We start from the raw sequence: 26174 nt of genomic DNA on the forward strand, positions 1-26174 counted from the left end.
ATATGACGACGTTGGTGCTACCGCTCAGCGCAGCGGCCGGCGAGGAAGCCAACCCGCTGCTGCCGCACACTGCCGAGATCATCTTCGGTTTCGTCTTCCTGGTCCTCTTGGCCATCGCCTTCGCCAAGGTCGTCGTACCGAAGTTCGAGAAGGCGTACGCCGATCGGACCGCGGCGATCGAAGGCGGGATGAACGAGGCCAAGGCGGCCCAGGCCGAGGCGAAGGCGGCCTTGGAGAAGTACAACGCGCAGCTGGCCGAGGCCCGGCAGGAGGCTGCGAAGATCCGCGAGGACGCCCGCGAGCAGGGTGCGGTGATCATCGCGGAGATGCGCGAGCAGGCGAACGCCGAAGCCGAGCGGATCGTCACCCACGCCCGCGCGCAGATCGACGCCGAGCGGGCGCAGGCGGTGGCCCAGCTGCGCAGCGAGGTCGGCACCATGGCGACGACGCTGGCCGGCCGGATCGTCGGTGAGTCGCTCGAGGACGAGGCCCGGCAGCGCCGGACCGTCGAGCGCTTCCTGGCCGATCTGGAGGCGTCGGAGTCCGCTCGTCAGGCCGTCGGAACGGACGGCTGATGCGCGGCGCGTCGAAGGAGTCACTCGCCCGGGCCGAACAGGCCCTGGCGAGTACGGCCCCGGCCGAAGGGCTGGGCAGCGAGCTGTTCGCGATCGCCAAGCTGCTGGACGGCAACGGCGCGCTCCGGCGCGCCCTGACCGACCCGGCGCGGCCGGCCGAGACCAAGACCGCACTGGCCCGGCAGCTGTTCGCGGGCAAGATCTCCGACAGTGCGCTGGAGATCCTGTCCGCCGCGGTGGCCGGTCGGTGGGTCAGCGGCCGCGACCTGGGTGACGCCCTGGACCAGCTCAGCGTCGAGGCCGAGATCGCGTACGCCGACTCGCGCCGGAAGCTGGACGAGGTCGAGGACGAGCTGTTCCGGCTGGACCGCGTGGTCGCGGCCGAGCGGGACCTCGCCGAGAAGCTGGGCGACCGGCGCCTCCCGGTCGACCGTCGGCAGGAGCTGCTCCGCGGACTGCTGCAGGGCAAGGCCGACGACACCACGGTGCGGCTCGCCGAGCGGGCCGTGGACGGTCGCGGCCGGAGCTTCGCGGCGTCGATGCGGGCCTACCAGGTCGCCGCGGCGGCCCGGCGGAACGCCAGCATCGCGACCGTGCGGGTGGCCGTCGACCTGACCGCGGCCGAGCGCGACCGGCTCGCCGCGGCGCTCGGACGGCAGTACGGCCGGGACATCCAGCTGAACGTGATCGTCGACCCGTCCGTGGTCGGCGGCGTCCGGGTGGACATCGGCGACGAAGTGATCGACGGAACCATCGCGGCCAGGCTCGACGACGCGCGACGGCGCATCGCGGGCTGAACGCCCCTTAACGACATAAGCGGCGCTAAGGGTCGGGAAAGCCTTTAGAGCCACAACAGGCCAGCAAGGGTCAAGGAAGCAGGAAACACAATGGCTGAGCTCACGATCAGGCCGGAGGAGATCCGGAACGCCCTGGATCGGTTCGTCACCGAGTACCAACCGGCCGAAACCGCTGCCGAAGAGGTCGGCACCGTCATCGACGCGGGTGACGGTATCGCCCACGTCGAGGGCCTGCCCTCGGCGATGACCAACGAGCTCCTCGAGTTCGAGAACGGCACCGAGGGCATCGCGCTGAACCTCGACGTCCGCGACATCGGTGTCGTCATCCTCGGTGAGTACGACGGTATCGAGGAGGGCCAGCAGGTCCGCCGGACCGGCCGGATCCTGTCGGTGCCGGTCGGCGAGGGCTACCTCGGCCGCGTGGTCGACCCGCTGGGCAAGCCGATCGACGGCCTCGGCGAGATCCAGGGCATCGAGGGCCAGCGCGCGCTCGAGATCCAGGCCGCCGGCGTGATGGACCGCCAGGAGGTCCGCGAGCCGCTGCAGACCGGTATCAAGGCGATCGACGGCATGATCCCGATCGGCCGCGGCCAGCGCGAGCTGATCATCGGCGACCGCAAGACCGGCAAGACGGCGATCGCGGTCGACACGATCATCAACCAGAAGGCGAACTGGGAGTCCGGCGACCCGAACAAGCAGGTCCGCTGCATCTACGTGGCGATCGGCCAGAAGGGCTCGACGATCGCGTCGGTCCGCGGTGCGCTCGAAGAGGCCGGCGCGATGGAGTACACCACCATCGTGGCCTCCCCGGCGTCCGACCCGGCCGGCTTCAAGTACGTGGCGCCGTACACCGGCTCCTCGATCGGTCAGCACTGGATGTACCAGGGCAAGCACGTCCTGATCGTCTTCGACGACCTGACCAAGCAGGCCGAGGCGTACCGCGCGATGTCGCTGCTGCTGCGCCGCCCGCCGGGCCGTGAGGCGTACCCGGGTGACGTCTTCTACCTGCACAGCCGCCTGCTCGAGCGCTGCGCGAAGCTGTCCGACGAGCTCGGCGGCGGTTCGATGACGGGCCTGCCGGTCATCGAGACCAAGGCGAACGACGTGTCGGCGTTCATCCCGACCAACGTCATCTCGATCACCGACGGCCAGATCTTCCTGCAGTCCGACCTGTTCAACGCGAACATCCGGCCGGCCATCGACGTCGGTATCTCGGTGTCCCGGGTCGGTACGGCCGCGCAGATCAAGGGCATGAAGAAGGTCGCCGGAACGCTGAAGCTGGACCTCGCGCAGTTCCGCGCGATGGAGGCGTTCGCGATGTTCGCCTCCGACCTGGACGCCACCTCGCGCCGGCAGCTCGACCGCGGTCAGCGGCTCGTGCAGCTGCTCCGTCAGCCGCAGTACTCGCCGTACCCGGTGGAGGAGCAGATCGTCTCGATCTGGGCCGGTACCAACGGGCACTTCGACGAGGTCCCGGTCGGCGACGTGCTGCGCTTCGAGCGGGACTTCCTGGACTACCTGCGCCGGGAGAGCAAGGTGCTCGACGCGATCCGCGAGTCCGGGCAGTTCGGCGACGACGAGGCGCAGGCCGTGACGGACGCGCTGAAGGCCTTCAAGCCGACGTTCCAGACCTCCGAGGGCACGCTGCTCGGCACCGAGGCTCCGGCCGAGGCGATGGACGAAGAGGACGTCGAGCAGGAGCAGATCGTCAAGCAGAAGAGGGGCTGACGCAATGCCGGCCAATCTGCGGGAGCTACGCGATCGGAAGGCTTCGGTCACCACGATCAAGAAGCTCACCCGTGCGATGGAGCTCATCGCGGCGTCCCGGATCGTCAAGGCGCAGCAACGTGCCGGGGCGGCCGCGCCGTACGCGCGTGAGCTGACCCGTGCCGTGTCGGCGGTGGCGACGTTCTCGAACGTCGACCACCCGCTGACCACCGAGAAGGAGAACCCGCGCCGGGCCGCGGTGCTACTGATCACCTCGGACCGCGGTCAGGCCGGTGCCTACTCGGCCAACGTGATCCGGGAGGGTGAGCGGCTGCAGCAGCTGCTGCGCGAGGACGAGAAGGACATCGTCCCGTACATCAGCGGCCGCAAAGGCATCGCGTACTACACCTTCCGGCAGCGCGAGATCGCGCAGTCGTGGGGCGGCGAGTCCGACAACCCGAGCTACGAGCGGGCCCGGGAGATCGCCGACGCGCTGATCGAGGCGTTCCTGACCCCGACCGAGGAGGGCGGCGTGGACGAGATCCACATCGTCTTCACCCGGTTCGTCTCGATGCTGACGCAGCGGCCGGACGTGATCCGGCTGCTGCCGCTCGAGGTCGTCGAGGGTGCGGAGCCGCCGGCGCCGGACGACGTCCTGCCGCTGTACGAGTTCGAGCCGTCGGCCGCGGAAGTGCTGGACGGGCTGCTGCCGAAGTACGTCGCCAGCCGGATCCACTTCTGCATGCTGCAGGCGGCGGCCTCCGAGCTCGCCAACCGGCAGCGCGCGATGAAGTCCGCGACGGACAACGCGCAGGACCTGATCGAGAAGCTGACGCGGGACCTGAACCAGGCCCGCCAGGCGCAAATTACCCAGGAAATCAGCGAGATCGTCGGTGGCGCGAGTGCGCTGGCCGACGCGACCGCCGGGAGCGAGTGAGAGAGATGACTGCCACGGTTACCGAGAAGAACAACGAGGCCGGCGCCGCGGGCGTCGGTCGCGTCGCCCGGGTGATCGGCCCGGTCGTCGACGTCGAGTTCGCGGCGGACGCGATGCCCGACATCTACAACGCGCTCGAGGTGGACATCACCCTCGGCGACGCCACCCAGACGATCACCCTCGAGGTGGCGCTGCACGTCGGCGACAACATCGTCCGGGCGATCTCGATGAAGCCGACCGACGGCCTGGTCCGCGGCGCCGAGGTGCGCGACACCGGCGCGGCGATCTCCGTGCCGGTCGGTGACGTCACCAAGGGCCGCGTGTGGTCCGTGACCGGCAAGTGCCTGAACCAGGACGAGTCCGAGTTCGAGATCACCGAGCGCTGGCCGATCCACCGCAAGGCGCCGGCCTTCGACCAGCTCGAGTCCAAGACCGAGATGCTGGAGACCGGTATCAAGGTCCTCGACCTGCTCACGCCGTACGTGCAGGGTGGAAAGATCGGCCTGTTCGGCGGCGCGGGTGTCGGCAAGACCGTTCTGATCCAGGAGATGATCTACCGGATCGCCCACAACTTCGGTGGTACGTCGGTGTTCGCCGGTGTGGGCGAGCGGACCCGGGAGGGCAACGACCTCATCAACGAGATGGAAGAGGCCGGCGTCTTCAAGGACACCGCGCTGGTGTTCGGCCAGATGGACGAGCCGCCGGGCACCCGGCTTCGGGTCGCGCTGTCGGCGCTGACGATGGCGGAGTACTTCCGCGACGTCAAGCAGCAGGACGTGCTGCTGTTCATCGACAACATCTTCCGGTTCACCCAGGCGGGTTCCGAGGTCTCCACGCTGCTCGGCCGGATGCCGAGCGCCGTCGGTTACCAGCCGAACCTGGCCGACGAGATGGGCGTGCTGCAGGAGCGGATCACGTCGACCCGCGGTCACTCGATCACCTCGATGCAGGCGATCTACGTGCCCGCCGACGACTACACCGACCCGGCGCCGGCCACCACGTTCGCGCACCTGGACGCGACCACCGAGCTCTCGCGTGACATCGCCGCTCGTGGTCTGTACCCGGCCGTGGACCCGCTGACCTCGACGTCGCGGATCCTCGACCCGCAGTACATCGGCCAGGAGCACTACGACGTGGCCGTCCGGGTGAAGCAGATCCTGCAGAAGAACAAGGAGCTGCAGGACATCATCGCGATCCTCGGTGTCGACGAGCTCTCCGAAGAGGACAAGATCACCGTCGCGCGGGCGCGCCGGATCGAGCAGTTCCTCTCGCAGAACACCTACATGGCCGAGAAGTTCACCAACGTGCCGGGTTCGACCGTGCCGCTGAAGGACACCATCGAGTCCTTCAAGAAGATCGTCGACGGCGAGTGCGACCACATCGCCGAGCAGGCCTTCTTCAACGTCGGTTCGCTCGAGGACGTCGAGCGCAGGTGGGCCGAGCTGCAGAAGGAAAACTGAGATGGCCGACGAGTCTGCCAAGCACCTCGAGGTCGCGCTGGTCGCGGCCGAGCGGACCGTGTGGCAGGGCCAGGCCAAGATCGTGATCGCCCGGACCACGGACGGTGACGTCGGCATCCTGCCCGGCCACGCGCCGTTGCTGGGTCTGCTGCAGGGCGGCACCGTCCAGGTGCGGACCGTCGACGACGAGTACTTCGTCGCGGCCGCGCCGGACGGGTTCATCTCGGTGGCCAACGACCGGGTCTCGATCCTGGCCGAGAACGCCGAGATGGGTCACGACATCGACCTGGAGGAGGCGCGCCGCGAGCTCGAGCAGGCGTTGGCCGCGGGTCTGGCCGACGTCGACGCCGACGAGCTGCGCCTCGCCGAGGCCAGGGTTCGGGCCGCCGAGCAGACCTCCTGACCGGACCTGCCATAATCGAATATCGTCACGCAGTACGGTTCTCCGGGGTGCCCGGGGCAGTACCGAACACGGGCACCGGAAATGAGGTCGGCAAGGTATGAGGGTAGTCCTCGATGTCGTCGGGGTCTGTCTGCTTGCCGCCGTACTGTTCATTGCGCTTGTCGCGTTCCGCCGTCGCTGGTTGTCCAGGGACGGCGGAACTTTTGATTGCAGCCTGCAACTGGCTCCCAAGGAGCACGGCCGCGGCTGGGCTCTCGGCCTGGCCCGGTACGTCGGCGACGACCTGCAGTGGTTCCGCGTCTTCAGCCTCGCCTGGTGGCCGAAGCTCGTCGTCAACCGCCGTCAGCTCGAGGGCATCACCACCCGCCGCCCGATGGGCAACGAGCCGCTGGTGACGTACGCCGGCCACGTGATCGTCGACGTCGAGCTCCGGGATCGCACCGTGCATTTCGCGATGACCGAGGAAGCCCTCACCGGCGTCCTCGCCTGGATGGAGTCCGCTCCACCCAGCACCCAGACCTACCTCTGAGATCTCACCCCACGCGGAGCCTCGGCGCGGTACCGGCCGGTTCGTGGTGGGCGCGGAGTGCCGCGGGGAGCTTGGCGGCAACCAGGACCGCACCAACCACTTGCCAACCGGCAGCGACCGCAAGCGGCTACTTTGGTCGCGTTGCGGCCGAAGCGTTCAGCTGCTCACCTTCCTGGAGTCGCGACCCGGCCGCGAGAGCTGCCTGGTCGTCACCCGCACCCCGGTCAGCTGACTCGGAGCGCTGTCAGCAGCATTGGGAGCGAGGCGTGCAGTTCGCGCTGCCAGTACGCCCAGGCGTGGGTACCCGGTCCGTAGAAGTTGGTGGTCAGGTGCTTGGCGCCGAGGCGTCGGAGCTCTGCGGCCAGGGCGTGGTTCTGACGGTTGAAGTCCGCCTCGAGCGCGTCCGTCTTGCCGGGCGGGTCGAGCGGTCCCGCCGTACCGTCGCCGCAGGACAGGTAGACCGGGATCGACTTGAGGCGGTGTGCCAGGTAGTACGGGTCGTGCGCCTCCCAGATCCCGCGCTGCGCGACCGGGTCGCCCCAGATGCGGAGCGGGTCGTTGCCCTGGCGCGCGAAGAACCCCATGATCCGGTTGGTCGCCTCGTCGTTCAGCAGCGGATGGGCCGAGCCCGAGTACGCCGCGGCGGCGCGGAACATGCCCGGATGGCGCGCGGCGTACAGCAGTGCTCCCTGGCCGCCCATCGAGAGACCGGCCACGACGCGGTTGGAGCTCGCGCCCCAGTCGCGCTCGAGCAGGTGCCGCAGTTCGACGGTGTGGAAGGTGTCCCACGCGGGGTCGCCGCCGGCGCCGTAGTTCCACCAGTTGCTGTACCAGCCCTGGTAGCCGGCCTCGGGCATCACGACGAGGACCTTGCGCAGGCTCGCGATCTCCGCGATGTCGGTGCCGGACCAGGACGTGTAGTCCCCGCAGCACCCGTGCAGCAACCAGAACGTCGGCCAATGCTGCCGGCGGTCCTCGGGTTTCCAGCCGTCGGGGGTGAGGAGGCGGACCGTCACTGTCCGGCCTCCCAACGCCTGAGACCGCACACTCAGATCCACCATCCGGTCCGCGACCTGCTCAACCCCCACGACCTCCGCCCCACGCGGACTAGCCTGACCGGCTTGGGCGAGCTGAGCCGTTTGGGTGGTTGGTGGGGGTGGGGCGGCCTGGGTGGGTGCGAGGGGCGAGAGTCCGAGCAGCAAGGCGACGCCGAGGACGAGCGATGGGCGGGCGACGCGGGACAGTTTCACGTGCACGAGCAACCTCCGAGGGCGGATGGACGGAATCCTGCTCACAGCAACGCCCAGCAGTTGAAACCTTCCAGCCTCCCTGCTCAACCCCTCGCCCTGCCGCGTCGACCGACGGCCCGAGATCTGCGCCGAACGGTCTTCCGGGGACCGGCGCACGCGTGGCTGGACGTGCAGGTATGCAGAAGTCGTGGTTTCGGGTGGTTGCAGCGTTGGAACGCGGGGTTCTGCATACCTGGAGGTCCCCGCGGGCGAGACCACGACCACGGCTGAGCGGCAGTAAACCGGTAGGCAGGCCTGCACGAGTTTGGGAGGATCCGCGCATGCAGAGCTTTTTCTTTCGCGTGGGCTGAGCTCCGTCGGCCCGTGTGTGGCGTAGTGCCCTTGGCCGGCGAGGCGGGGGCGGCTGTTCGGCTGCCTCCGGGTGCTCACCGGGAGATTTGGCATGCGCGCATCCGTGCTGGTGCGAACTGTGGCGGGACTGGAAGGACTGGCGGCCGACGAGGTCGCGGCGGCGGGGCACCGGGTGGTCGAGGTGTCCAAACGGCAGCTCATCGTCGAGGGTGAGGCGGGGGCGCTTGTGCGGCGGCCGCCGCGGGTGGCCGATGACTTGTTCGTGGTGGTCGGCTCGGCGCCGGACCCGGGACGGGCGAAGGCAGGGCTGGCTGCGGCGGTGAGAGCCGCGGCGCGGACTGCGCCGGCTGGTGAGGGTGCGTTGGCGGTGTCGGCGTCGTTTGTGGGGGAGCGGAACTTCAATCGGTATGACGTCGAGGACTGCGTCGGGGAGCGTTTGGCGAGGCTGACGGGTGGCGCGTACTACTCCCGCCGGGGTGGTGCGAAACCGCCGGAGCTGCGCACCGACTGGAGAGTGGTGCTCGACGGGAAGACGCTGTGGGTCGCCCGGCGCCCGTACGCCGAACCGCTGCATCGGCGCCCGTGGCGACGGCGGACGGTACAAGGCAGCCTGCATCCGCCGGTGGCGGCCGCGATGGCGCGGCTCGCGGACCTCGCGCCGGATCACGCCGTACTCGATCCGTTCTGCGGCGCGGGAACGCTCCTGCTCGAGGCGCAGGCGATCGAGCCCCGGGCGCGGTACGCCGGCGTGGACCGCGACCGCGAAGCCGTCGCCGCAGCCCGTGCCAATGCCGCCGCCCACTCCGCTGCTCGAGCCGGCACCTACGCCACTGACCGTGGCGATCGTGGCGACCGGGCGATCGACTGGGTCTGTGCCGACAGCGCGACTCTCACCGCCAGGGCGGACCGGATCATCACCAATCCGCCGTGGAATCGGCGGCGGTACATCGGGGATCTGGCACCGTACCTGCGTGCCTGGCGGCGGACGCTGAACGGGCTGCTGGTGGCGTTGGTGATGCCGGAGCAGGTGGCGGGACTGCGGCGGGGGTGGCGGGTTTGTGCGCGGTACGAGATTGCGGTGGCCGGGCAGCATCCGATCATTGTTGTTGCTGACTCGTCACGGTAATCGAAAATGGTTGACGGTTTCGGCCCGCACAGCCGACCCTTGATCACGGCCGTCGGTACGAGGGAGGGCGCGTGATTCGTTCCCGAGCAGCTCGTGTGGCCATTGCTTTGCTGGCCGGTGTCCTGGTGGTTCCGGTGGTTCCGGCGGTCGCGTCCCGTGAGGTCAGGCTCGAGGTCCTGTCCGGCCGGCCGGACATGGTGACCGGCGGCGACGCGCTGGTCCACGTCGCCGTTCCGGACGGAGCCGAGCGCGTTCGCGTGACCCTGAACGGCAAGGACGTCACGTCGACCTTCGCCGAGGACGGCACCGGTCTGACCGGCCTCGTCGGCAACCTCGAACCGGGCAAGAACGTGCTCCGCGCCGAGGTGGACGGTCACCGTACGACGCTGGACGTGCGGAACCACCCGCGCCAGGGACCGGTGTTCTCCGGGCCGCACGAGCAGCCGTTCCGGTGTGAGACCGAGAAGTTCACGCTTCCGGTGATCGGCGGGACGCTCGGCGCGCCGCTGGACGCGGACTGCACGATCACGCCGCGGGTCGACTACTTCTACCGCACCACGGCCGGCACGTACGCGAAATGGCCGGCCCGCGCGAGGTCGTACCCGGCGGACCTCGCCGAGACCGACGCAGGCGATCCGTTCATCGTGCGGATGGAGACCGGCAGCGCGAACCGTGCCGTCGTCCAGACCGCGATGTTGCACGACCCGTTGCGTGAGCCCGCGCCGACGCCGACGCGGCGCTCGTCCAGCTGGAACGGGCGGGCGGTGTTCACCCTCGGCGGCGGCTGTGCCGGCGGTTGGTACCGGTCGGGTACGACGACCGGTGGTGTCACCGACCCGTTCCTGCTCGGCCGCGGGTACGCGCTGATGTCCTCGTCGTTGAACGTCTTCGGCCAGAACTGCAACGACCTGACCGCGGCCGAGTCGGCCATGACGACCAAGGAACTGTTTGTCGAGCACTACGGCCGGCCGGAGTTCACGATCGGGTTCGGCTGCTCGGGTGGGTCGTACCAGGCGCACCAGATCACCGACAACTACCCGGGCGTCTTCGACGGTATCGTCGTCGGCTGCTCGTTCCCGGAGGTCGGCTTCGGGACGGTGTCGTTCATCAGCGACGCGTGGCTGCTGGACTCGTACTTCGACAGCGCGAAGATCGACTGGACACAGGAACAGAAGCGCAAGGTCTCCGGTTTCCAGACGTACGCGACGCTGCCGAGCATGGCGGTGAGCGCGAACCGGATCGACCCGCGCCGCAACTGCACGCATCTGCCGGTCGAGCAGCGCTACGACCTGGTGACGAACCCCCACGGCGCCCGCTGTGACGTGTTCGACCACACGATCAATGCCTACGGCAAGGACCCGTCGACCGGGTTCGCGCGCCGGCCGCTGGACAACGTCGGCGTGCAGTACGGCTTGAAGGTGCTGAAGTCCGGCGCGATCACGCCCGAGCAGTTCCTCGACCTGAACGCGCGGATCGGCGGCTTCGACGCGGACGCGAACCTGGTACCGTCCCGCACCGTGGCCGATCCGCAGGCGACGAAGGCGGCGTACCGGACCGGGCGGCTGACGTACGGCGGCGGCGGGCTGAAGGACGTGCCGATCATCGATTACCGGGCGTACTACGACACGCAGGCGAACGGCGACATCCACGTGCGGTACCACACGTTCTCGATGCGCGCGCGGCTGGAGAAGGCGAACGGTACGTCGGCCAACCACGTGAGCCTGCTCGAGGACGCGAAGTACGGGCTGTTCAGCACGAAGAGCCCGCTGCTGCGGCACGCGATCGACGCGATGGACGCCTGGCTGACGCAGCTGACCGCCGACACCACGCCGCGCCCACGGATCGAGAAGATCGTGGCGGCGCGGCCCTCGTCGCTGGTCGAGGGTTGCCGGGTGCCGAAGTCGACCGAGTTCGTCGAGCAGCCGCTGGATCGCAATCCGGCATCGCGCTGCGAGAAGCTGTTCCCGTCGGCGTCGTTCCCGCGCGAGGTGGCCGGCGCCGGTGTCGCGGCCGACATCGTCAAGTGCAAGCTCCGCGACCCGGTCCGCTCCGAGTACCGCGGTTTCACCGACGCCCAGTGGAGCCGGCTGCGCTCGATCTTCCCGCACGGCGTGTGCGACTGGTCCAAGCGCGGCATCGGCCAGGAACCGCTGGAAGGTACCTGGCTCAGCTTCCCAAGCTGAACCGGAAGCGGCACCGCTGGGGTTGGAGGTCGTACGGCGGGAGGATCGGCGCACCGCTGGTCGGACTGCCGAGACCGTGGTGCAAGGCGTCCACCGTGATCCAGACCTGGTCGCCCGCTCGCAGGTCGGCCGGATGATCGGCGGCGGCAAGTTGCGCCGTTGTCCACCGGCGTACGGTCAACGCAACACAGGGGTCGCCGGCGAGGTGAAGCCGGCCCGCTGATCCGGACAGCTCGGCCCACCGTACGTCGGCGCGCGCACCGTTCTCCTGCGGGTAGAGGTACGGGACCTGGAGGTCGTCGATCGTGCTGGTGTACCGCCCGACCCGGACGGCAGCGCGCGCATCGGGATACGCCTGACCCGGTCCCAATCCGTACCACGTCATCGTGTGAAACCCGCCCGGCACACCGAAGTCGACGCCGACGCGCGCCCACGGAACGGTCCACTCACCCAGCGGCTCGACCTCCACGTCCGCCACCAGTCGATGACCGTCGCTGGTCCAGCGGTACGTCGTCAGCACGCGAGCGTCGGTCGCAGCGGCGCCGACCATGGTCACCACTGTCAGCTCGTCGTCGGTCTGCTCCACGGAGACGGTGCGGTAGCGCAACCGATCGAGACCGGCGTTCGCCCAGCGCGTCATCCGGTCGAGTGTCGTGGCGTCCCAAGTCCGCGCGTCATGCTGCGTCGGAGCCCGCCACAACTCCAGTGGGACGTGTTCGACCGCCCATCCGTGCAGCCGCGTCAACCGCCCGGTCGCCGGATCGAACACACCCGGTCCCACGCGTACCCCCGGTCCAGGTGATCGCTGAACCAGGGGAGAGGCCAGGGCACGAGTGCCCGGCCGGAGCTGGCTCTGGGCGAAGGTCAGCTCATGACCGGCCTCCGACCACGCGGTCGGACGTGCCAGCACTGCGCGCACCGTCAACCAGCGCTCCCTGTTCTGAGCGGCCGGGAACTGCGGCAGCCGAACGGTCGCAGTGCCACCGGCAGGCACCACCGGCGCCGCAAGCGTGCCTAGGGCAACCACTTCACCTTCGTCTGCCACCTCCCAGTGCAGAGCAACGTGCGAGGTGTCAAGGGTGGAGTACCGATTGGTGATCGTGAGGATGTCGCCGCTCACCGACAGCCGGACGGGTTCGAAGGCCTTCTTCACCTCGGCAAGCACGGGTTGTGGTGTCAGATCCGGAAAGACCAAACCGTCCAGCACATACGTGCCGTCGTGCAGCTGCTCCCCGAAGTCCCCGCCGTACCCGTAGGAACCGTCGACCCGCAGGATCCCGTGCTCCATCCACTCCCACAGGAACCCGCCCTGGCAGCGCTCGTACCGGTCGAACAGTGCCTCGTACTCCGGCAAACCACCAGGACCGTTGCCACCGGCATGCGAATACTCACAGAGCACGAACGGCATCGCCCGGCGTCGCGCATCGAGCACAGGATCGGCCAGCGGCTTCTCCGCTCGCTTGCCGATCGCTTCGACCTCGGCGTGCGACGCATACATCCGGCTGTACACGTCGACGTCGGCACAGGTCGGATCGCCCTCGTAGTGCACCGGCCGGGACGGGTCCCGCTCTCGGGTCCAGGCGGCCATCGCGGTCAGGTTGGACCCGACGCCGGCCTCGTTCCCGAGCGACCACATCACCACGCACGGGTGGTTCTTGTCGCGCTCGACGGTCCGCCGCATCCGATGCAGTGAGGCCTCCAGGAAGCGCGCATCGTCGGCCGGGTTGCCGGCCCAGTCGAGCAGGTAGAAGCCGTGCGTCTCGTAGTCGCACTCGTCCATCACCCAGAACCCGAGCTCGTCGCACAGTTCCAGCAACCGCGTGTCCGGCGGGTAGTGGCTGGTCCGGATCGCGTTGATGTTGTGCCGCTTCATCCCCAGCAGCTCCGCCCGCAACCGCTCGTACGGTACGGCGCGACCGAACACCGGATCGTGCTCGTGCCGATTGACGCCGCGGAACACGATTCGCCGCCCGTTCACCCGCAGCACCCCGTCGACGATCTCCACGGTCCGGAACCCGATCCGCAGGAACACCTGCTGATCCGGCAACTCCACGACCGCGTCGTACAACCGCGGCACCTCCGCCGACCACGGCTCGACGCCCGGAATCCGCACCGCCTCCCCGACCGGTGTGACGACGTCGAGCTCCGGGATCCGTACCACTCCGGCCGCGGACGAGAGCCGCAGTACGCCGATCCCGTCCGCAAAGCCGGCGTGCACGAACACGTCCACCGGTCGCGAGATCAAGCTGACGTCCCGGAAGATCCCCGGCAGCCACCACATGTCCTGGTCCTCGAGGTACGACCCCGACGACCACTGGTGGACCCGGACCGCCAGCACGTTCCGCCCCGGCCGCAGGGCGTCGTCAACCGCGAACTCGGCCGGCAGCCGCGAACCGCGCGTCACCCCGAGCTCGACCCCGTTCAGCCAGACGCGCGCGCACGAGTCCACCCCGTCGAACCGCAGCACCGTCGGTCCGCTCCACGATGCCGGCAGCTCGAAACACAGCCGATGATCGCCGATCGGGTTCTCGTCCGGTACGTACGGCGGATCGACCGGAAACGGATACTTCTGGTTGGTGTACTCCGGCCGCCCGAACCCGTGCAGCGGCCACGAGGAAGGGACGGGCAACCAGTCCCAGTCCGAGTCGTCGAAATCCACCGCCTCGAACCCCGCCGGAGCCACCGTCGGCGAAAACCGGAACCGCCACTGCCCGTTGAGACTCAGCCGCGGCGCCGACGACCGTACGGCGGCGCGCGCCGGCAGCACGCCGTACCCCGGACCGGGATCCTCCCAGTACTTCACCAGGCCTCCCGGATCCACACGGTCATCGGGCCGACCTGGCGGTTCGCCCACGCGAAGTACGGAATCGCGGTCAACGGACCGTCCCGCCCCGGCACCTCGACGGTGGTGACGCCGCCGAGGAGGCCGGGCCGTTCGCGCTCGGTCAACGGGCCTGCCACTACTGCGGTCGCGTCGAGGACGACGTTGGTGTCCTGCTGCTCGAAGCAGTACACCAGCGGTCCGCGTTCGATCGCGACACAGCCGCGGACCGAGTCGATCCGCTCGTCGGGAACGGTCCGCCGGGCCGCGACCGGCAGCTCGAGCACGACCTCGTCACCCACCGACCAGACGCGCCGCAGCGGACCTTCGTGCCCGTTGATCGTCAGCCGATGGCTGTCCGTCCACGACGGGATCCGCAAGCCGAGGGTCCACGGCGTCGCCGGCGACGCCGTGATCCGGACCCGGACAGTGCCGTGCCACGGATAGTCGGTCTGTACGTCGAAACCGATTGCCCCGACGCGCACCGAACCGGGCGCATAGAGCTGCAGTTGTACGCCGTCCTCGTCCGACGTGGCGATCAGCTGATCGAGCGACGACAGCGTGCGCATCACGTTCGGCGGACAGCACGCGGTATCGAACCACGGCTGCCGACCGCCGGCCGCGGAGCGCTGGTCGTCCGCGAAGGCGTTGTGTCGCACCTTGAGCGTGTTCACGTAGAAGAAGCGATCGCCGTCCAGCGACACCCCGGAGATGACCGCGTTGTAGAGCGTGCGCTCGATCAGGTCGGCGTACTTGCTCTCCCCGGTCGCGAGCAGCAGTCGCCAACTCCACTGCACCGACGCGATCGCGGCACACGTCTCGCAGTACGCCGCATCGGGTGGCAGCTCGAACGGATCGCCGAACGCTTCGCCGTACCACCTCGACCCGGCCCCGCCGGTCAGGTACAGCTGGCTCTCGACCATGGCCGCCCACGTTGCCTGCAGCGCGTCGAGCAACTCGGTGTCCCCAGTCTCCACCGCAACGTCCGTGGCGCCCGCAGCGAGGTAGAGCGCGCGCACCGCGTGCCCCGCGATCGTCCGGACGTCGCGCACCGGCAGATGGTCCTGGAAGTACGCCGGACCGTGGTGACCGGGCGGCGTCAGCAGTCCGTGCCCGCGCGCTCCGACGAAGTACGACGCGAGATCGAGGTACGACGTGGCGCCGGTCTCGCGGTACAACTCGACGAGCGCCATCTCGATCAACGGATGCCCGTCGATGCCCTCGCGCCGCCCCGGTCCGAACGTCTTGCACAAGTGGTCGGCAAACCGGCAGGCGACGTCGAGCAGTGCGCGATCCCCGGTGGCCCGGACCTGCGCCACGGCAGCCTGGAACAGGTGCCCGGCGCAGTACAGCTCATGCCCCTTCTCCAGGTCGCCGTACCGCTGACCGTTCAGCGCGAGCCGCGTGTGGGTGTTGAGGTAGCCATCGGGTTCCTGTGCCGACGCGACCAACGCGGTCGCGTCGGTCTGCCATCCGGCCAGCCGCGCGGACGGTTCACGGGCCTGCTCCCAGGCGATCGCTTCGAGCCACTTGTAGACGTCGGTGTCCGCGAACAGCTTGCCCGCGAACGTTGCGCCCGGTTGCTGTCCCGCGGCCCGGCGGAAGTTCGCCAGCGTGCCGGTTTCCTCGAGGCGTCGCGCGGCGGCCGGGATGGTGATGTCGCGGTTGACGCGCTGGCGTTCCAGCCAGAATCCGCCGTTGATGGTGGTGCTGCCGTGGGGGAGTGGGCGCAAGGGCATGGGCGCAAGGTAACCACCACCGGCAGCCTCCGGCAAGATCTCGTGCAAACGATTGCGGCTTGAAATCGCGCAGAATGCAAACGATTGCAACTTCTCCGCGTCACGCCCTTGACATCCCGTTGTCACCTCCTCGACCATGAGGCCGTCGTTCCATTCGGACTTGACTAGATATTCAGCTGCGCGATCTGTCAGCAGCCGCCCCCTGCCGAGAGCGAGGCCTGTGCGATGAGACCTGGACGAACGACCGAGACATCCCCTCCGACCCCTTCCGGGTGGTCGCGCCGTGGCTTCGTCGGCACCGGTGCGGCGGCGGTCGGCGCCGCCGCCTTCGGGATCACGCCGATGGGCGTTGCGAACGCCGCCACTGGCGCTGCGGCGGGCGACGACGATCGCTTGCCGGCGTTCCCCGGTGCCGAAGGTGCGGGCAAGTGGTCCAAGGGTGGCCGCGGCGGCAGCGTGTACGAGGTCACCACGCTGGCCGATTCCGGACCCGGGTCGCTGCGCGACGCGGTGTCGGGCTCCGACCGGACGGTCGTGTTCCGCGTCTCCGGCACGATCCAGCTGGAGTCCGGACTGAAGATCGCCGGCAACAACCTGACGATCGCCGGACAGACCGCTCCCGGTGGCGGGATCTGCGTGGCGGGCTACGGCACCAACATCGCCGGCGGTGCGCACGACATCGTGATCCGCTACCTGCGCTTCCGGCTCGGGGACGCGAACGCGGTCGCGGACGACGCGTTCAACACCAACGTGCCCGGTTCGGTGAGCCCGCAGATCCGCAACCTGATCATCGACCACTGCTCGTTCAGCTGGGCGGTCGACGAGTGCCTCTCGCCGTACGGCAACTTCGACGTCACGGTCCAGTGGTGCATCGTCGCCGAAGGCCTCGCGTTGTCGGCGCATCCGAAGAGCCGGCACGGGTACGGCGGCATCTGGGGTGGCGAGCGGAACACCTACCACCACAACCTGATCGCGCATCAGGGCGGCCGGCAGCCGCGGTTCGGGTACACCGAGGGCATCAACCTCGAGGTCGACCACTACAACAACGTGGTTTACGACCACGCGTACACCTCGGTGTACGGCGGCGAGTGGGCCAACGGCATCAACATCATGAACAACTACTACAAGCCGGGCCCGACCACGCTGGACGAGGTCGCGCCGGTGGTGGTGAGCGCGAACCGCGGCGGCCAGTGGTACATCGCCGGGAACCATGTCGACGGTCGTCCCGACGTCACCGCGCACAACCGCCGCGGTATCCGCTACCCGATCGGCGGCATCGTAGAACTCGCGCAACCGCAGCCGATCCCGGGCCGCGGTGCGGTCGAATCGGCGCGCAAGGCGTACGACGCCGTACTGGCGAACGCCGGCGCGATCCTGCCGAAGCGGGATGCGGCCGACGCCCGCGTGGTCGCCGAGGTCCGCAACGGCACCGGGCGGCTGATCAACTCGCAGAAAGAAGTCGGCGGTTTCCCGGAGTTGGTGCAGACCGAGGCGCCGGTGGACTCCGACCACGACGGCATCCCGGACTGGTGGGAGGAGGCGAACGGCCTGGACCCCAACGACCCGTCCGACGCGCAGCGGATCGCCCCGAACGGCTACACCTACCTGGAGAACTACCTCAACTCACTGGTTCCGGACCCGGTCGGCAACCCGACCGTCCGGATCACCGGCCCGGCGTACGACCAGGTGATCGCGGGCCGGACCGCGCCGACCGTGACGCTCAAGGCCGACGCCGCGCCCGCGAAGGGCGGCCGGCTCGCGAAGGTCGAGTTCTACGTCGGCGATCAGCTGGTCGGCACCGCGACCATGGCGCCGTACCAGGTCCAGTGGAAGAACGTTGCCGACGGCTCCTACTGGCTGACGGCACGAGCCACCGACGAGAACGGTACGGCGACCCAGTCGAGCGCGATCCAGGTGCACGTGAACCGCCAGACCGGATCTCCCGGCTGGACGTCCGCGTCGGTCGGCAAACCGCCGCTGCCGGGATCGGGCAACCTGGACAGCGGCGTGCTGACCATCAAGGGGTCGGGCCGCATCTACGGACGGACGAGCAACTTCCACTACGTCTACCGCAAGCTTCAGGCCGGCGGCGCCGGCGCGGTGTCGCAGCTGACCGCCCGGCTGGACAAGATCAGCAAGATCGCCAACGGCCTGACCGCGGGCCTGATGATCCGCGACTCGCTGGACCCGGCCGCCCCGTACATGTACGGCGGGATCGGCTTCGGTGTCGGCGGCGGGTACGGCACGGTCAACGACAACGCGAACGCTTCGCCGACCGCCACCGACGACGGCGGGATGAAGGCGCAGGCGATCCGGATCCAGACCCACGGTGCGGTGCCGAGTGTCGGCCCGTGGCCGTGGGACGACAGCTACCTGGACCCCGCGAAGGTGTACTGGCTTCGGCTGCTGCGGCGCGAGCGCCCGCAGGCCCGCGAAGTCGAGTTCGAGGCCTTCATCTCCACGGATCAGGTCACGTGGGACCGCTTCGGCTACGAAAAGATCATGATGCCGAGCCGGTCCTTCTACATCGGTTTCGCCATCGACGGCGGCCAGGCCGGCAACGGCCTGGTCGACTACGGGACCGCGCAGTTCAGCAACATCACGCTCGAGCAGCAGTGAGGTGGACGCCATGTCCGACAAGATTCAACGCACGATCGACCGGCGCCGGCTGCTGCAGGGCGGACTCGGCCTGCTGGCGGTCACGGCCGCCGGCGGGTGCAGCTTCTTCGACACCGCGCCCAGCGGCGGCGGCGCCCAGGCCGCCGCGACCGGCGAGAAGGAGTCGCCGATGCTGAAAGCTCTGGTGGACAAGGGATCGCTGCCCGCACTCGCGGACCGGCTGCCGAAGAATCCGCCGGTGATCACACCCGTCGAGGGCAAGGCGCAGTACGGCGGAACCTGGCGATCCGCCATGCTGACGCAGGAGGACACCCAGTGGCTGTGGTACGCGATGAACTACGAGCCGCTGGTGCGCTGGAAGCCGGACAAGACCGGCAAGCCGGGGTACGACGAGATGGAGTCGAACGCCGCCGAGTTCACCGTCGATGCCGACAGCAAGGTGTTCACCTTCACGCTGCGCGAGGGCCTGAAGTGGTCCGACGGGAAGCCGTGCACGGCCGACGACATGATGTTCACGATCCTCGAGGTGCAGTGTGACGCGGGTCTGCACCCGGACGGCATCTACGACGCGTTCCTGTCGCCGGACACGCAGAAGATCGCCACGGTGGAGAAGGTCGACGCGCGCACCGTCCGGCTGACCTACACCGCGCCGCAGCCGTCGCTGCTCGGTCAGATCGCCGACGGCATCTTCCTCCGCGAAGGCGCCTACGGGATGCTGCTGCCGAAGCACTACTTCCAGCAGTTCCACCTGAAGTACAACAAGGACGCGAATGTGCTGGCGAAGAAGGCCGGCGTCGGCAGCTGGACCGACCTGTTCAACCAGAAGCAGAACCCGTGGACGAATCCGGACCAACCGACGCTCGGACCGTGGCACGTGACCACGCCGCTCGGCAAGGGCTCCGCGGTCACCCTGACCCGGAACCCGTATTACTGGAAGGTCGACGACCAGGGGAGGCAGCTGCCGTACATCGACAGCTGCCGCGTCGAGGTCGTGCAGGACGCCCAGGTCGAGCTGCTCAAGGTGATGAACGGCGAGTTCGGCATGCAGTACCGCAACTTCGGGACACCGCAGAACAAGCCGGTCGTCGCGCAGAACCGGGAGAAGGGCAACTACCGGATCTTCGAGGTGCCGACGGTGCTGACCAACACGATGGTCATCGGCATCAACATGACGCACAAGAACCCGGCCAAGCGGACGCTGTTCGCGAACAAGGAGTTCCGGGCCGGCCTGTCGCACGCGATCAACCGCAAGGAGGTCATCGACGCGGTGTACGCGGGGCAGGGCGAGCCGTGGCAGGGCGCCCCACCGAAGGATTCGCCGTACTACAACGAGCAGCTGGCCACCCAGTTCCTGGAGTACGACGTCGCGAAGGCGAACCAGCACCTGGACGCGGCCGGCCTGACGAAGAAGTCGCCGGACGGCAAGCGGCTCGCGGCGGACGGCAAGCCGGTCTCGGTCACCGTCCTGGTCAGCGAGTCGTTCCCGGATCACGTCGAGGCGGTCGAGTTCGTCAAGAAGCGCTGGGCGGCGGTCGGGATCGAGCTACGCACGCAGGCGGTCAGCGAGGACCTGTACAAGGAACGGGTCAAGGCCAACGATCACGACGCCGGGACCTGGACCTGCGGCACCTTCGTGCTGCCGACCGGCACCGGTGGTGACCACTACTGGGTGCCCACGAACGACGGCAGCGCGCGGTACGCGATCGAGTGGGCGCAGTGGTACCAGTCCCGCGGCGAGGAAGGCACCGAGCCGCCGGCGGAGGTGCAGAAGCAGATGGAGCTGTTCACCAAGGCGCGGCAGGAGCCGGACCCGGCGAAGACGCTGGAGCTCGGCAAGGAGATCCTGCAGATCGCGGCCGACCAGTTCTACTACATCGGCATCAGCTCGGTCCCGAACACCTACGGTGTGGTGAAGAACGACTTCCACAACGTGCCCGAGACGATGATCGAGGCCGTCGCCCCGGGCATCGTCCACCCCGAGCAGTTCGCGATCGGGCAGTAATGCTGCGGTTCGTGGCCCGGCGGCTGGTCTGGATGGTGATCACGCTCGCGGCGATCTCGTTCGTCACGTTCGTGGTGATCAAGTTGCCGCCGGGCGACTACACCACCACGGTGATCGCGAACGCCGAGGCGCGCGGCCAGGACATCCCGGACTCGCAGATCGCCGAGCTGAAGCGGCACTACGGGCTCGACAAGCCGTTCCTGGTGCAGTACTTCACCTGGATCTCGGGGGTGGTGCTGCACGGTGACCTCGGGCAGTCGTTCGCCTGGAACCAGTCGGTGGCCAGCCTGATCGGCAACCGGGTGCTGCTCTCGATGGTGCTGTCGCTCGCGAGTCTGTTGTTCGTCTGGTCGATCGCGTTCCCGATCGGCATCTACAGCGCGCTGCGGCAGTACTCCGGCGGCGACTACGTGGCGTCGTTCCTCGGCTTCATCGGGATGGCCGTCCCGGAGTTCATGCTCGCGCTGGTGATGATGTACATCGGGTTCCGGTACTTCGGCCAGAGCGTCGGCGGACTGTTCTCCCCGGAGTACGCCGACGCGGCCTGGAACCTGGGCAAACTGCTCGACCTGCTGTCGCACCTGTGGATCCCGATCGTGGTGGTCGGGGTCGCCGGGACGGCGGGGCTGATCCGGATCACCCGGGCCAACCTGCTCGACGAACTCCACAAGCCGTACGTCGCGACCGCCCGGGCGAAGGGTCTGCCGGAGTGGAAGCTGTTGCTCAAGTACCCGGTCCGGATGTCGCTCAGCCCGTTCTTCAGCACCGTCGGCTGGTTGCTGCCCGGGCTGATCAGCGGCGAGACGATCGTGTCGGTCGTGATGAGCCTGCCGACCAGTGGTCCGCTGCTGCTCGGGGCGGTGAAGAGCCAGGACATGTACCTGGTCGGCAGCTTCGTGCTGATCCTCAGCACGCTCACGGTGATCGGCACGATGCTCAGCGACCTCGCACTGGCCTGGTGGGATCCGCGGATCCGCGCCCGGTTCCAGAAGGGATAGATCCGCATGGCGCAGCAGACCGAGACGATCGCTCCGGCTCCGCAGGAAGAGGTGGTCAAGAGCCTGCGGGACCACGGCGCGCTGCCGCAGTGGCGGCTGATGTGGCGGCAGTTCCGCCGGCACCGGCTGGCGCTGATCGGGTTGATCGTGCTGGTCCCGATCTACTTCGTCGCGATCTTCGCCGGGTTCTTCGCACCGGCGAACCCGGACACCGCGCACACCGCGTTGCCGTACGCCCCGCCGCAGCGGATCCACATCGACGCCGAGCACGGCATGTTCGTGTACGGGTTCTCGTCGACACGCAACGCGGAGACCTTCGAGCAGACGTTCACCGTGGATCGCTCGAAGATCGTCGACATCGGATGGTTCGTCCGCGGTGACGAGTACTCGATCCTGGGCCCGATCAAGTCCGACATCCACCTGATCGGTCCGGCGACGGCCGGCGAAGCGTTCTTCCTGGTCGGGGCGGATCACTCGGGGCGGGATCTGTTGTCCCGGCTGATCCACGGCGCCCGGGTGTCGTTGTCGATCGGTCTGGTCGGGGTGTTCGCGAGCTTCGTGCTCGGGATGCTGATCGGCGGCATCTCCGGGTACCTCGGCGGGACCACCGACAACATCATCCAGCGGGTCATCGAGTTCATCATGTCGATCCCGACGCTGCCGCTGTGGATGGCGCTGTCGGCCGCCCTGCCCGGCAGCTGGGGGCCGTTGACCAGGTATTTCGCGATCACCGTGATCCTGTCGCTGATCGGGTGGACCGGTCTGGCCCGGGACGTCCGCGGCCGGTTCCTGAGCCTGCGCGAGGAGGATTTCGTGATGGCGGCCCGGCTGGACGGGGTCGGCCGAACCGGGATCATCTTCGGGCACATGGTGCCGTCGTTCGCCAGTCACATCATCGCGTCGGTGTCGATGGCGGTGCCGCGGATGATCCTCGGCGAGACCAGCCTGTCCTTCCTCGGCCTCGGGCTGCAGCCGCCGGCGGTCAGTTGGGGGGTGCTGCTCGAGGGTGCGCAGAACGTACGCGCCATTGCCACCGCGCCCTGGCTGCTGACCCCGGGCCTCGCGGTCGTGGTCGTCGTGCTCGCCATGAACTTCGTCGGTGACGGCCTGCGCGACGCCGCCGATCCCTACAAGTAGGAGCTCCCATGCAACCGTTGTTGGAAGTCCGTGAGCTTCGGACGCATTTCGAGCTCGGGGACGGTGTGGTGAAGGCGGTCGACGGCGTCAGCCTGACCGTACGGCGCGGGCGCACGCTGGCCGTGGTCGGTGAATCGGGCTGCGGCAAGAGCGTCACCGCACGGTCGATCCTGCGCCTGGTCGAGAAGCCGGCCCGGATCGTCGGCGGCGAGGTGCTGCTGTACGACGACGCGAGCGGCGAGCCGCTGGACCTGCTCGCGGCCAAGGACAAGCGGCTGCGGCAGGTGCGCTGGGCCGACATCGCGATGGTGTTCCAGGAGCCGATGGCCTCGCTGAGCCTGGTCCACACGGTCGGCGACCAGATCGTCGAGGCCGTCCGGCTGCACGAGAACGTCGGCAAGCAGGCCGCGCGGGAGCGGGCGATCGAGATGCTGCAACGCGTCGGCATCCCCGATCCGCAGCGCCGGGTCGACTCGTACCCGTTCGAGCTCAGCGGCGGGATGCGGCAGCGCGCGATGATCGCGATGGCGCTGTCCTGCCGTCCGCGGTTGCTGATCGCCGACGAGCCGACGACCGCGCTCGACGTCACCACGCAGGCGCAGATCCTGGACCTGCTCCAGGATCTGCAGCAGGAGCTGGGGATGGCGATCATGCTGATCACGCACGACCTCGGCGTCGCGGCGCAGGTCGCGGACGAGGTCGCGGTGATGTACCTCGGCGAAGTGGTGGAACAGGGGCCCGCGTCCGCCGTACTGAGTCGGCCGAAGCACCCGTACACGCAGGCGCTGGTGCGCTCGGTGCCGCGGCTCGGCCTGCGCGGGCGGGAGCGGCTGGTCGCGGTGCGGGGGACCGTGCCGCCGCCGTACGAGCGTCCGTCGGGCTGCCGTTTCCACCCGCGCTGCGACGCATTCATGGCCGGCACCTGCGACACCACGGTCCCGGCCCGGGTCCGCAGCGACGGGATCGATGTCGCGTGCCTGCTGTACGGCGAGGAGGGGCGATGAATCTGCTCGAGACCCGTGAGCTGTCCATGCACTTCCCGATGCACGGCGGGTTCTTCGGACGCAACCGCGGGGTCGTGAAGGCGGTCGACGGTGTCGACCTGTCGATCGGCGCCGGCCGGACGCTCGGGCTCGTCGGCGAGTCGGGGTGCGGCAAGACCACGCTCGGTCGCTGCATCGTCCGGGCGTACGAGCCGACCGCGGGCAGCATCATGTTCGACGGTGTCGACCTGGCGCCGTTGAGCGAGAAGGAGTTGAAGCCGTACCGTGCGCAGGTCCGGCTGATCTTCCAGGACCCGCACTCGTCCCTCGATCCGCGCAAGACGCTGCGCGACATCATCGCCGAGCCGTTGAAGGTCCAGGAGGCGGGTTCACGCGACGAGATCGACGACCGGGTCGCCGCGCTGCTGCGTCGCGTCGGGCTACGGGCGGAGTACGCGCACCGCTACCCGCACGCGTTCAGCGGCGGCGAGCGGCAGCGGGTGGTGATCGCGCGGGCGCTGGCGACCGAGCCGCGGCTGGTGGTCGCCGACGAGGCCGTCAGTGCGCTCGACGTGTCGGTCCGGGCGCAGATCCTGAACCTGCTGCGCGACCTGCAGGAGGAGTCCGGGCTGACCTACCTGTTCGTCTCCCACGATCTGGGCATCGTCGAGCACGTCGCCGACGACGTCGCGGTGATGTATGTCGGCAAGCTCGTCGAGAGCGGCTCGACCGAGCAGCTGTACGCCAAGCCCTTGCACCCGTACACCGAGGCGCTGCTGAGCGCCGTACCGGATCCGGATCCGGCGTCGCGCGGTCTGCGCGAGCGGATCAAGCTGCGCGGTGAGATCGCGGATCCGTCGAAGGTGCCGGCCGGCTGCCCGTTCCATCCGCGGTGCGGGTACGCCGAGCAGCGGTGTGCGACCGAAGTCCCACAGCTGCGCGAGCTCGGCGGCCGCAAAGTCGCGTGCCACCTCGCCGAACAGCTGGACCTGAAGGGTGTCCTCGCGGACACCACCGCCCCGTGAGAAAGGTCCGTCCATGTCCGAAGGAAATCTGTCCCGTCGTGGTCTGTTGCGCAACGGCGCACTGATCGGCGGCCTGGCCGCGTTCGGCGGCGCGCTGCAGAGCACGGTGCAGGCCACGCCCGCCGCGGCCGGTTCGACGACCGCTGTCCCGCGCGCCGGTGCGCGGTCGGCGGCCGGTGTGGTGGAGATTCCGAACAAGTACGGCAAACCGTTCTCGGTGGCCGACGACGAACTGTTCGTGTTCGCGGCGAACTTCAAACCGTTCGAGCTCGGCGGTGACGACGACGGCCGCGAGGCGACCCGGTTCTTCGACGCGGTGTTCGGGGACGCGATCCGGGCGAAGTTCCCGGACGTCAAGCTGAAGTACGCGACCTGGGACTACCCGATCCGCTACGAGGACATCGCCAAGGCCGGCCGGGTGCCGGACCTGATTCTGGAGGACCCGCGGCTGCGGATCGACCGAGATCTCGAACCGCTTGGCTGGACCCAGGACATCACGGCGCTGGTGCAGGGCGCCGGGATCGACCTGAACGCCCTGAACCGCGGCGCGGTCGAGCAGATCAGGTCCCGCTCCGACGGCGGACTGTACGGCGTCCCGCTGTGGATCGACGAGAGCCTGCTGTTCTACAACAAGCTGATCTTCGACAAGTTCGGCGTGCGGTACCCCTCGGTGGGTTCGACGTACGACGAGATCTACCGGCTCGCGCAGAAACTCACGCGGCAGGTCGGGATCGACCACTACAAGGGCTACATGCAGCACCCGGACAACTATCTGGCGATGAACCAGCTGGGGCTGTACCCGTTCGTGCCCGGCGACAGCGAGCAGCCGGCACCCGAGGACGTACGGGTCAACCTGACCAGCGCGGAGTGGAAGCAGGTCGCGAACAACCTGTACCGCTTCCTGATGATCCCGCGGAACAACTTCACCACGGTGGACGACTTCTTCAAGGGCGACATGAGCTTCCCCGGCCATCTCGCGATGGCGGTGAACAACCTGTCGAAGCTCAACGCCTACGCGCTCAGCCCGTACTACGTCGAGGAGGACGACGCCGAGCAGTTCGCCGAGTGGGCGAAGAGCGTCAAGATCGGCGTCACCTCGATGCCGGTGCTGTCCCGCGGCTCGACGACGATCTACCAGCCGGACACCCGGGCGGCATTCATCCCACCGCAGTCGCAGCACCAGGCGCAGGCGCTGGACGTGGTCAAGTACCTGGTCTCGGAGGAGATGCAGACGCGGATCTCGTCGTACGGCATGAAGTCCGTGCTCAAGACCGACGCCGTCGTGGACGCGTTCGGTACGGCGATCCCGGAGCTGGCGAACATCGACACGTCGGCCGTGTACTGGGGGGAGAACGCGGTGATCAAGAACTACCGGAACACGGAGTTCTGGGACATCCCGCTGTACAAGGTGTTCCGGCAGCACGTCCTGAAGGACGGCATGGACGTCGACTCGTCGCTGCTGGTCACCGAGACCCAGGACGTCCCCGACTACATCCAGGCGCAGGTCGCGCGCGGGCTGACCTGGTGACCGA

The 26174-nt window shown here is 68.5% G+C and carries 19 protein-coding genes; 16 read left to right on the forward strand and 3 right to left on the reverse strand.

Going from position 1 to position 26174, the window contains the following annotated elements:
• Window positions 1-2 precede the first annotated feature (2 nt).
• The 7 genes from AB0B82_RS00305 to AB0B82_RS00335 all read left to right on the forward strand — a co-directional run bounded on the left by AB0B82_RS00305 (window position 3) and on the right by AB0B82_RS00335 (window position 6408).
• Window positions 3-575, forward strand: a complete 573-nt coding sequence (locus AB0B82_RS00305; protein ID WP_360160776.1) for a F0F1 ATP synthase subunit B — start codon at window positions 3-5, stop codon at window positions 573-575.
• Window positions 575-1372 carry a F0F1 ATP synthase subunit delta gene (locus AB0B82_RS00310; protein ID WP_360160778.1) on the forward strand — a complete coding sequence of 266 codons (798 nt, stop codon included), beginning with the start codon at window positions 575-577 and terminating at the stop codon, window positions 1370-1372. The genes AB0B82_RS00305 and AB0B82_RS00310 overlap by 1 nt, the downstream gene beginning before the upstream one ends.
• A 90-nt stretch (window positions 1373-1462) precedes the next feature.
• Window positions 1463-3100: a F0F1 ATP synthase subunit alpha gene (gene atpA, locus AB0B82_RS00315; protein WP_360160780.1), complete on the forward strand. Its 1638-nt coding sequence runs from the start codon at window positions 1463-1465 to the stop codon at window positions 3098-3100.
• A gap of 4 nt (window positions 3101-3104) precedes the next feature.
• Window positions 3105-4016, forward strand: coding sequence for a F0F1 ATP synthase subunit gamma (locus AB0B82_RS00320; RefSeq protein WP_360160782.1), 912 nt, complete (start codon window positions 3105-3107; stop codon window positions 4014-4016).
• Between the two features lie 5 nt (window positions 4017-4021).
• Complete coding sequence (gene atpD, locus AB0B82_RS00325; protein ID WP_360160784.1) at window positions 4022-5476, forward strand: F0F1 ATP synthase subunit beta; 1455 nt, start codon at window positions 4022-4024, stop codon at window positions 5474-5476.
• A gap of 1 nt (window position 5477) precedes the next feature.
• Entirely contained in the window at window positions 5478-5879 is a 402-nt protein-coding gene (locus AB0B82_RS00330; RefSeq protein WP_360160786.1) for a F0F1 ATP synthase subunit epsilon, read from the forward strand.
• Between the two features lie 97 nt (window positions 5880-5976).
• Window positions 5977-6408 carry a DUF2550 domain-containing protein gene (locus AB0B82_RS00335; protein ID WP_360160788.1) on the forward strand — a complete coding sequence of 144 codons (432 nt, stop codon included), beginning with the start codon at window positions 5977-5979 and terminating at the stop codon, window positions 6406-6408.
• 224 nt (window positions 6409-6632) lie between these two features.
• Here AB0B82_RS00335 and AB0B82_RS00340 read toward each other — a convergent pair whose 3' ends face one another.
• Window positions 6633-8210, reverse strand: a complete 1578-nt coding sequence (locus tag AB0B82_RS00340; protein WP_360160790.1) for an alpha/beta hydrolase family protein — start codon at window positions 8208-8210, stop codon at window positions 6633-6635.
• Between AB0B82_RS00340 and AB0B82_RS00345 the strand changes: the two genes are divergently transcribed.
• Together AB0B82_RS00345 and AB0B82_RS00350 are read left to right on the forward strand one after the other, a co-directional pair.
• Window positions 8101-9135: a methyltransferase gene (locus AB0B82_RS00345; protein WP_360160792.1), complete on the forward strand. Its 1035-nt coding sequence runs from the start codon at window positions 8101-8103 to the stop codon at window positions 9133-9135. The two genes, AB0B82_RS00340 and AB0B82_RS00345, sit on opposite strands and share 110 nt — an antisense overlap.
• Window positions 9136-9230: 95 nt before the next feature.
• Window positions 9231-11318, forward strand: coding sequence for a DUF6351 family protein (locus tag AB0B82_RS00350; RefSeq protein ID WP_360160794.1), 2088 nt, complete (start codon window positions 9231-9233; stop codon window positions 11316-11318).
• Here AB0B82_RS00350 and AB0B82_RS00355 read toward each other — a convergent pair.
• The gene (locus AB0B82_RS00355) at window positions 11302-14121 is read right to left on the reverse strand and encodes a glycoside hydrolase family 2 TIM barrel-domain containing protein (RefSeq protein WP_360160796.1); all 2820 of its coding nucleotides are present in this window, start codon (window positions 14119-14121) and stop codon (window positions 11302-11304) included. The two genes, AB0B82_RS00350 and AB0B82_RS00355, sit on opposite strands and share 17 nt — an antisense overlap.
• Complete coding sequence (locus AB0B82_RS00360; RefSeq protein ID WP_360160798.1) at window positions 14118-15878, reverse strand: beta-L-arabinofuranosidase domain-containing protein; 1761 nt, start codon at window positions 15876-15878, stop codon at window positions 14118-14120. Before AB0B82_RS00360 ends, AB0B82_RS00355 begins: the two co-directional genes overlap by 4 nt.
• Before the next feature lie 225 nt (window positions 15879-16103).
• Here AB0B82_RS00360 and AB0B82_RS00365 point away from each other — a divergent pair, with 225 nt between their 5' ends.
• From AB0B82_RS00365 to AB0B82_RS00395, 7 genes are read left to right on the forward strand one after another with little or no spacing between them, the layout of a single operon-like run.
• The gene (locus AB0B82_RS00365) at window positions 16104-18497 is read left to right on the forward strand and encodes an Ig-like domain-containing protein (protein WP_360160800.1); all 2394 of its coding nucleotides are present in this window, start codon (window positions 16104-16106) and stop codon (window positions 18495-18497) included.
• 10 nt (window positions 18498-18507) lie between these two features.
• Complete coding sequence (locus AB0B82_RS00370; RefSeq protein ID WP_360160802.1) at window positions 18508-20499, forward strand: ABC transporter substrate-binding protein; 1992 nt, start codon at window positions 18508-18510, stop codon at window positions 20497-20499.
• A complete protein-coding gene (locus tag AB0B82_RS00375; protein WP_360160804.1) occupies window positions 20499-21497 on the forward strand; it encodes an ABC transporter permease in 999 nt (332 codons plus the stop codon). The genes AB0B82_RS00370 and AB0B82_RS00375 overlap by 1 nt, the downstream gene beginning before the upstream one ends.
• A 6-nt stretch (window positions 21498-21503) precedes the next feature.
• A complete protein-coding gene (locus AB0B82_RS00380) occupies window positions 21504-22634 on the forward strand; it encodes an ABC transporter permease (RefSeq protein WP_360160806.1) in 1131 nt (376 codons plus the stop codon).
• An 8-nt stretch (window positions 22635-22642) separates the two neighbouring features.
• Window positions 22643-23638 (forward strand): ABC transporter ATP-binding protein, encoded by a 996-nt coding sequence (locus AB0B82_RS00385; protein ID WP_360160808.1) that lies wholly within the window; start codon window positions 22643-22645, stop codon window positions 23636-23638.
• A complete protein-coding gene (locus tag AB0B82_RS00390; RefSeq protein ID WP_360160810.1) occupies window positions 23635-24642 on the forward strand; it encodes an oligopeptide/dipeptide ABC transporter ATP-binding protein in 1008 nt (335 codons plus the stop codon). Before AB0B82_RS00385 ends, AB0B82_RS00390 begins: the two co-directional genes overlap by 4 nt.
• Window positions 24643-24655: 13 nt before the next feature.
• Window positions 24656-26170: an extracellular solute-binding protein gene (locus tag AB0B82_RS00395; RefSeq protein ID WP_360160812.1), complete on the forward strand. Its 1515-nt coding sequence runs from the start codon at window positions 24656-24658 to the stop codon at window positions 26168-26170.
• Window positions 26171-26174 lie beyond the last annotated feature (4 nt).

The sequence above is a fragment of the Kribbella sp. NPDC048915 genome (assembly GCF_040649595.1).
In the GTDB taxonomy this organism is placed as follows: domain Bacteria; phylum Actinomycetota; class Actinomycetes; order Propionibacteriales; family Kribbellaceae; genus Kribbella.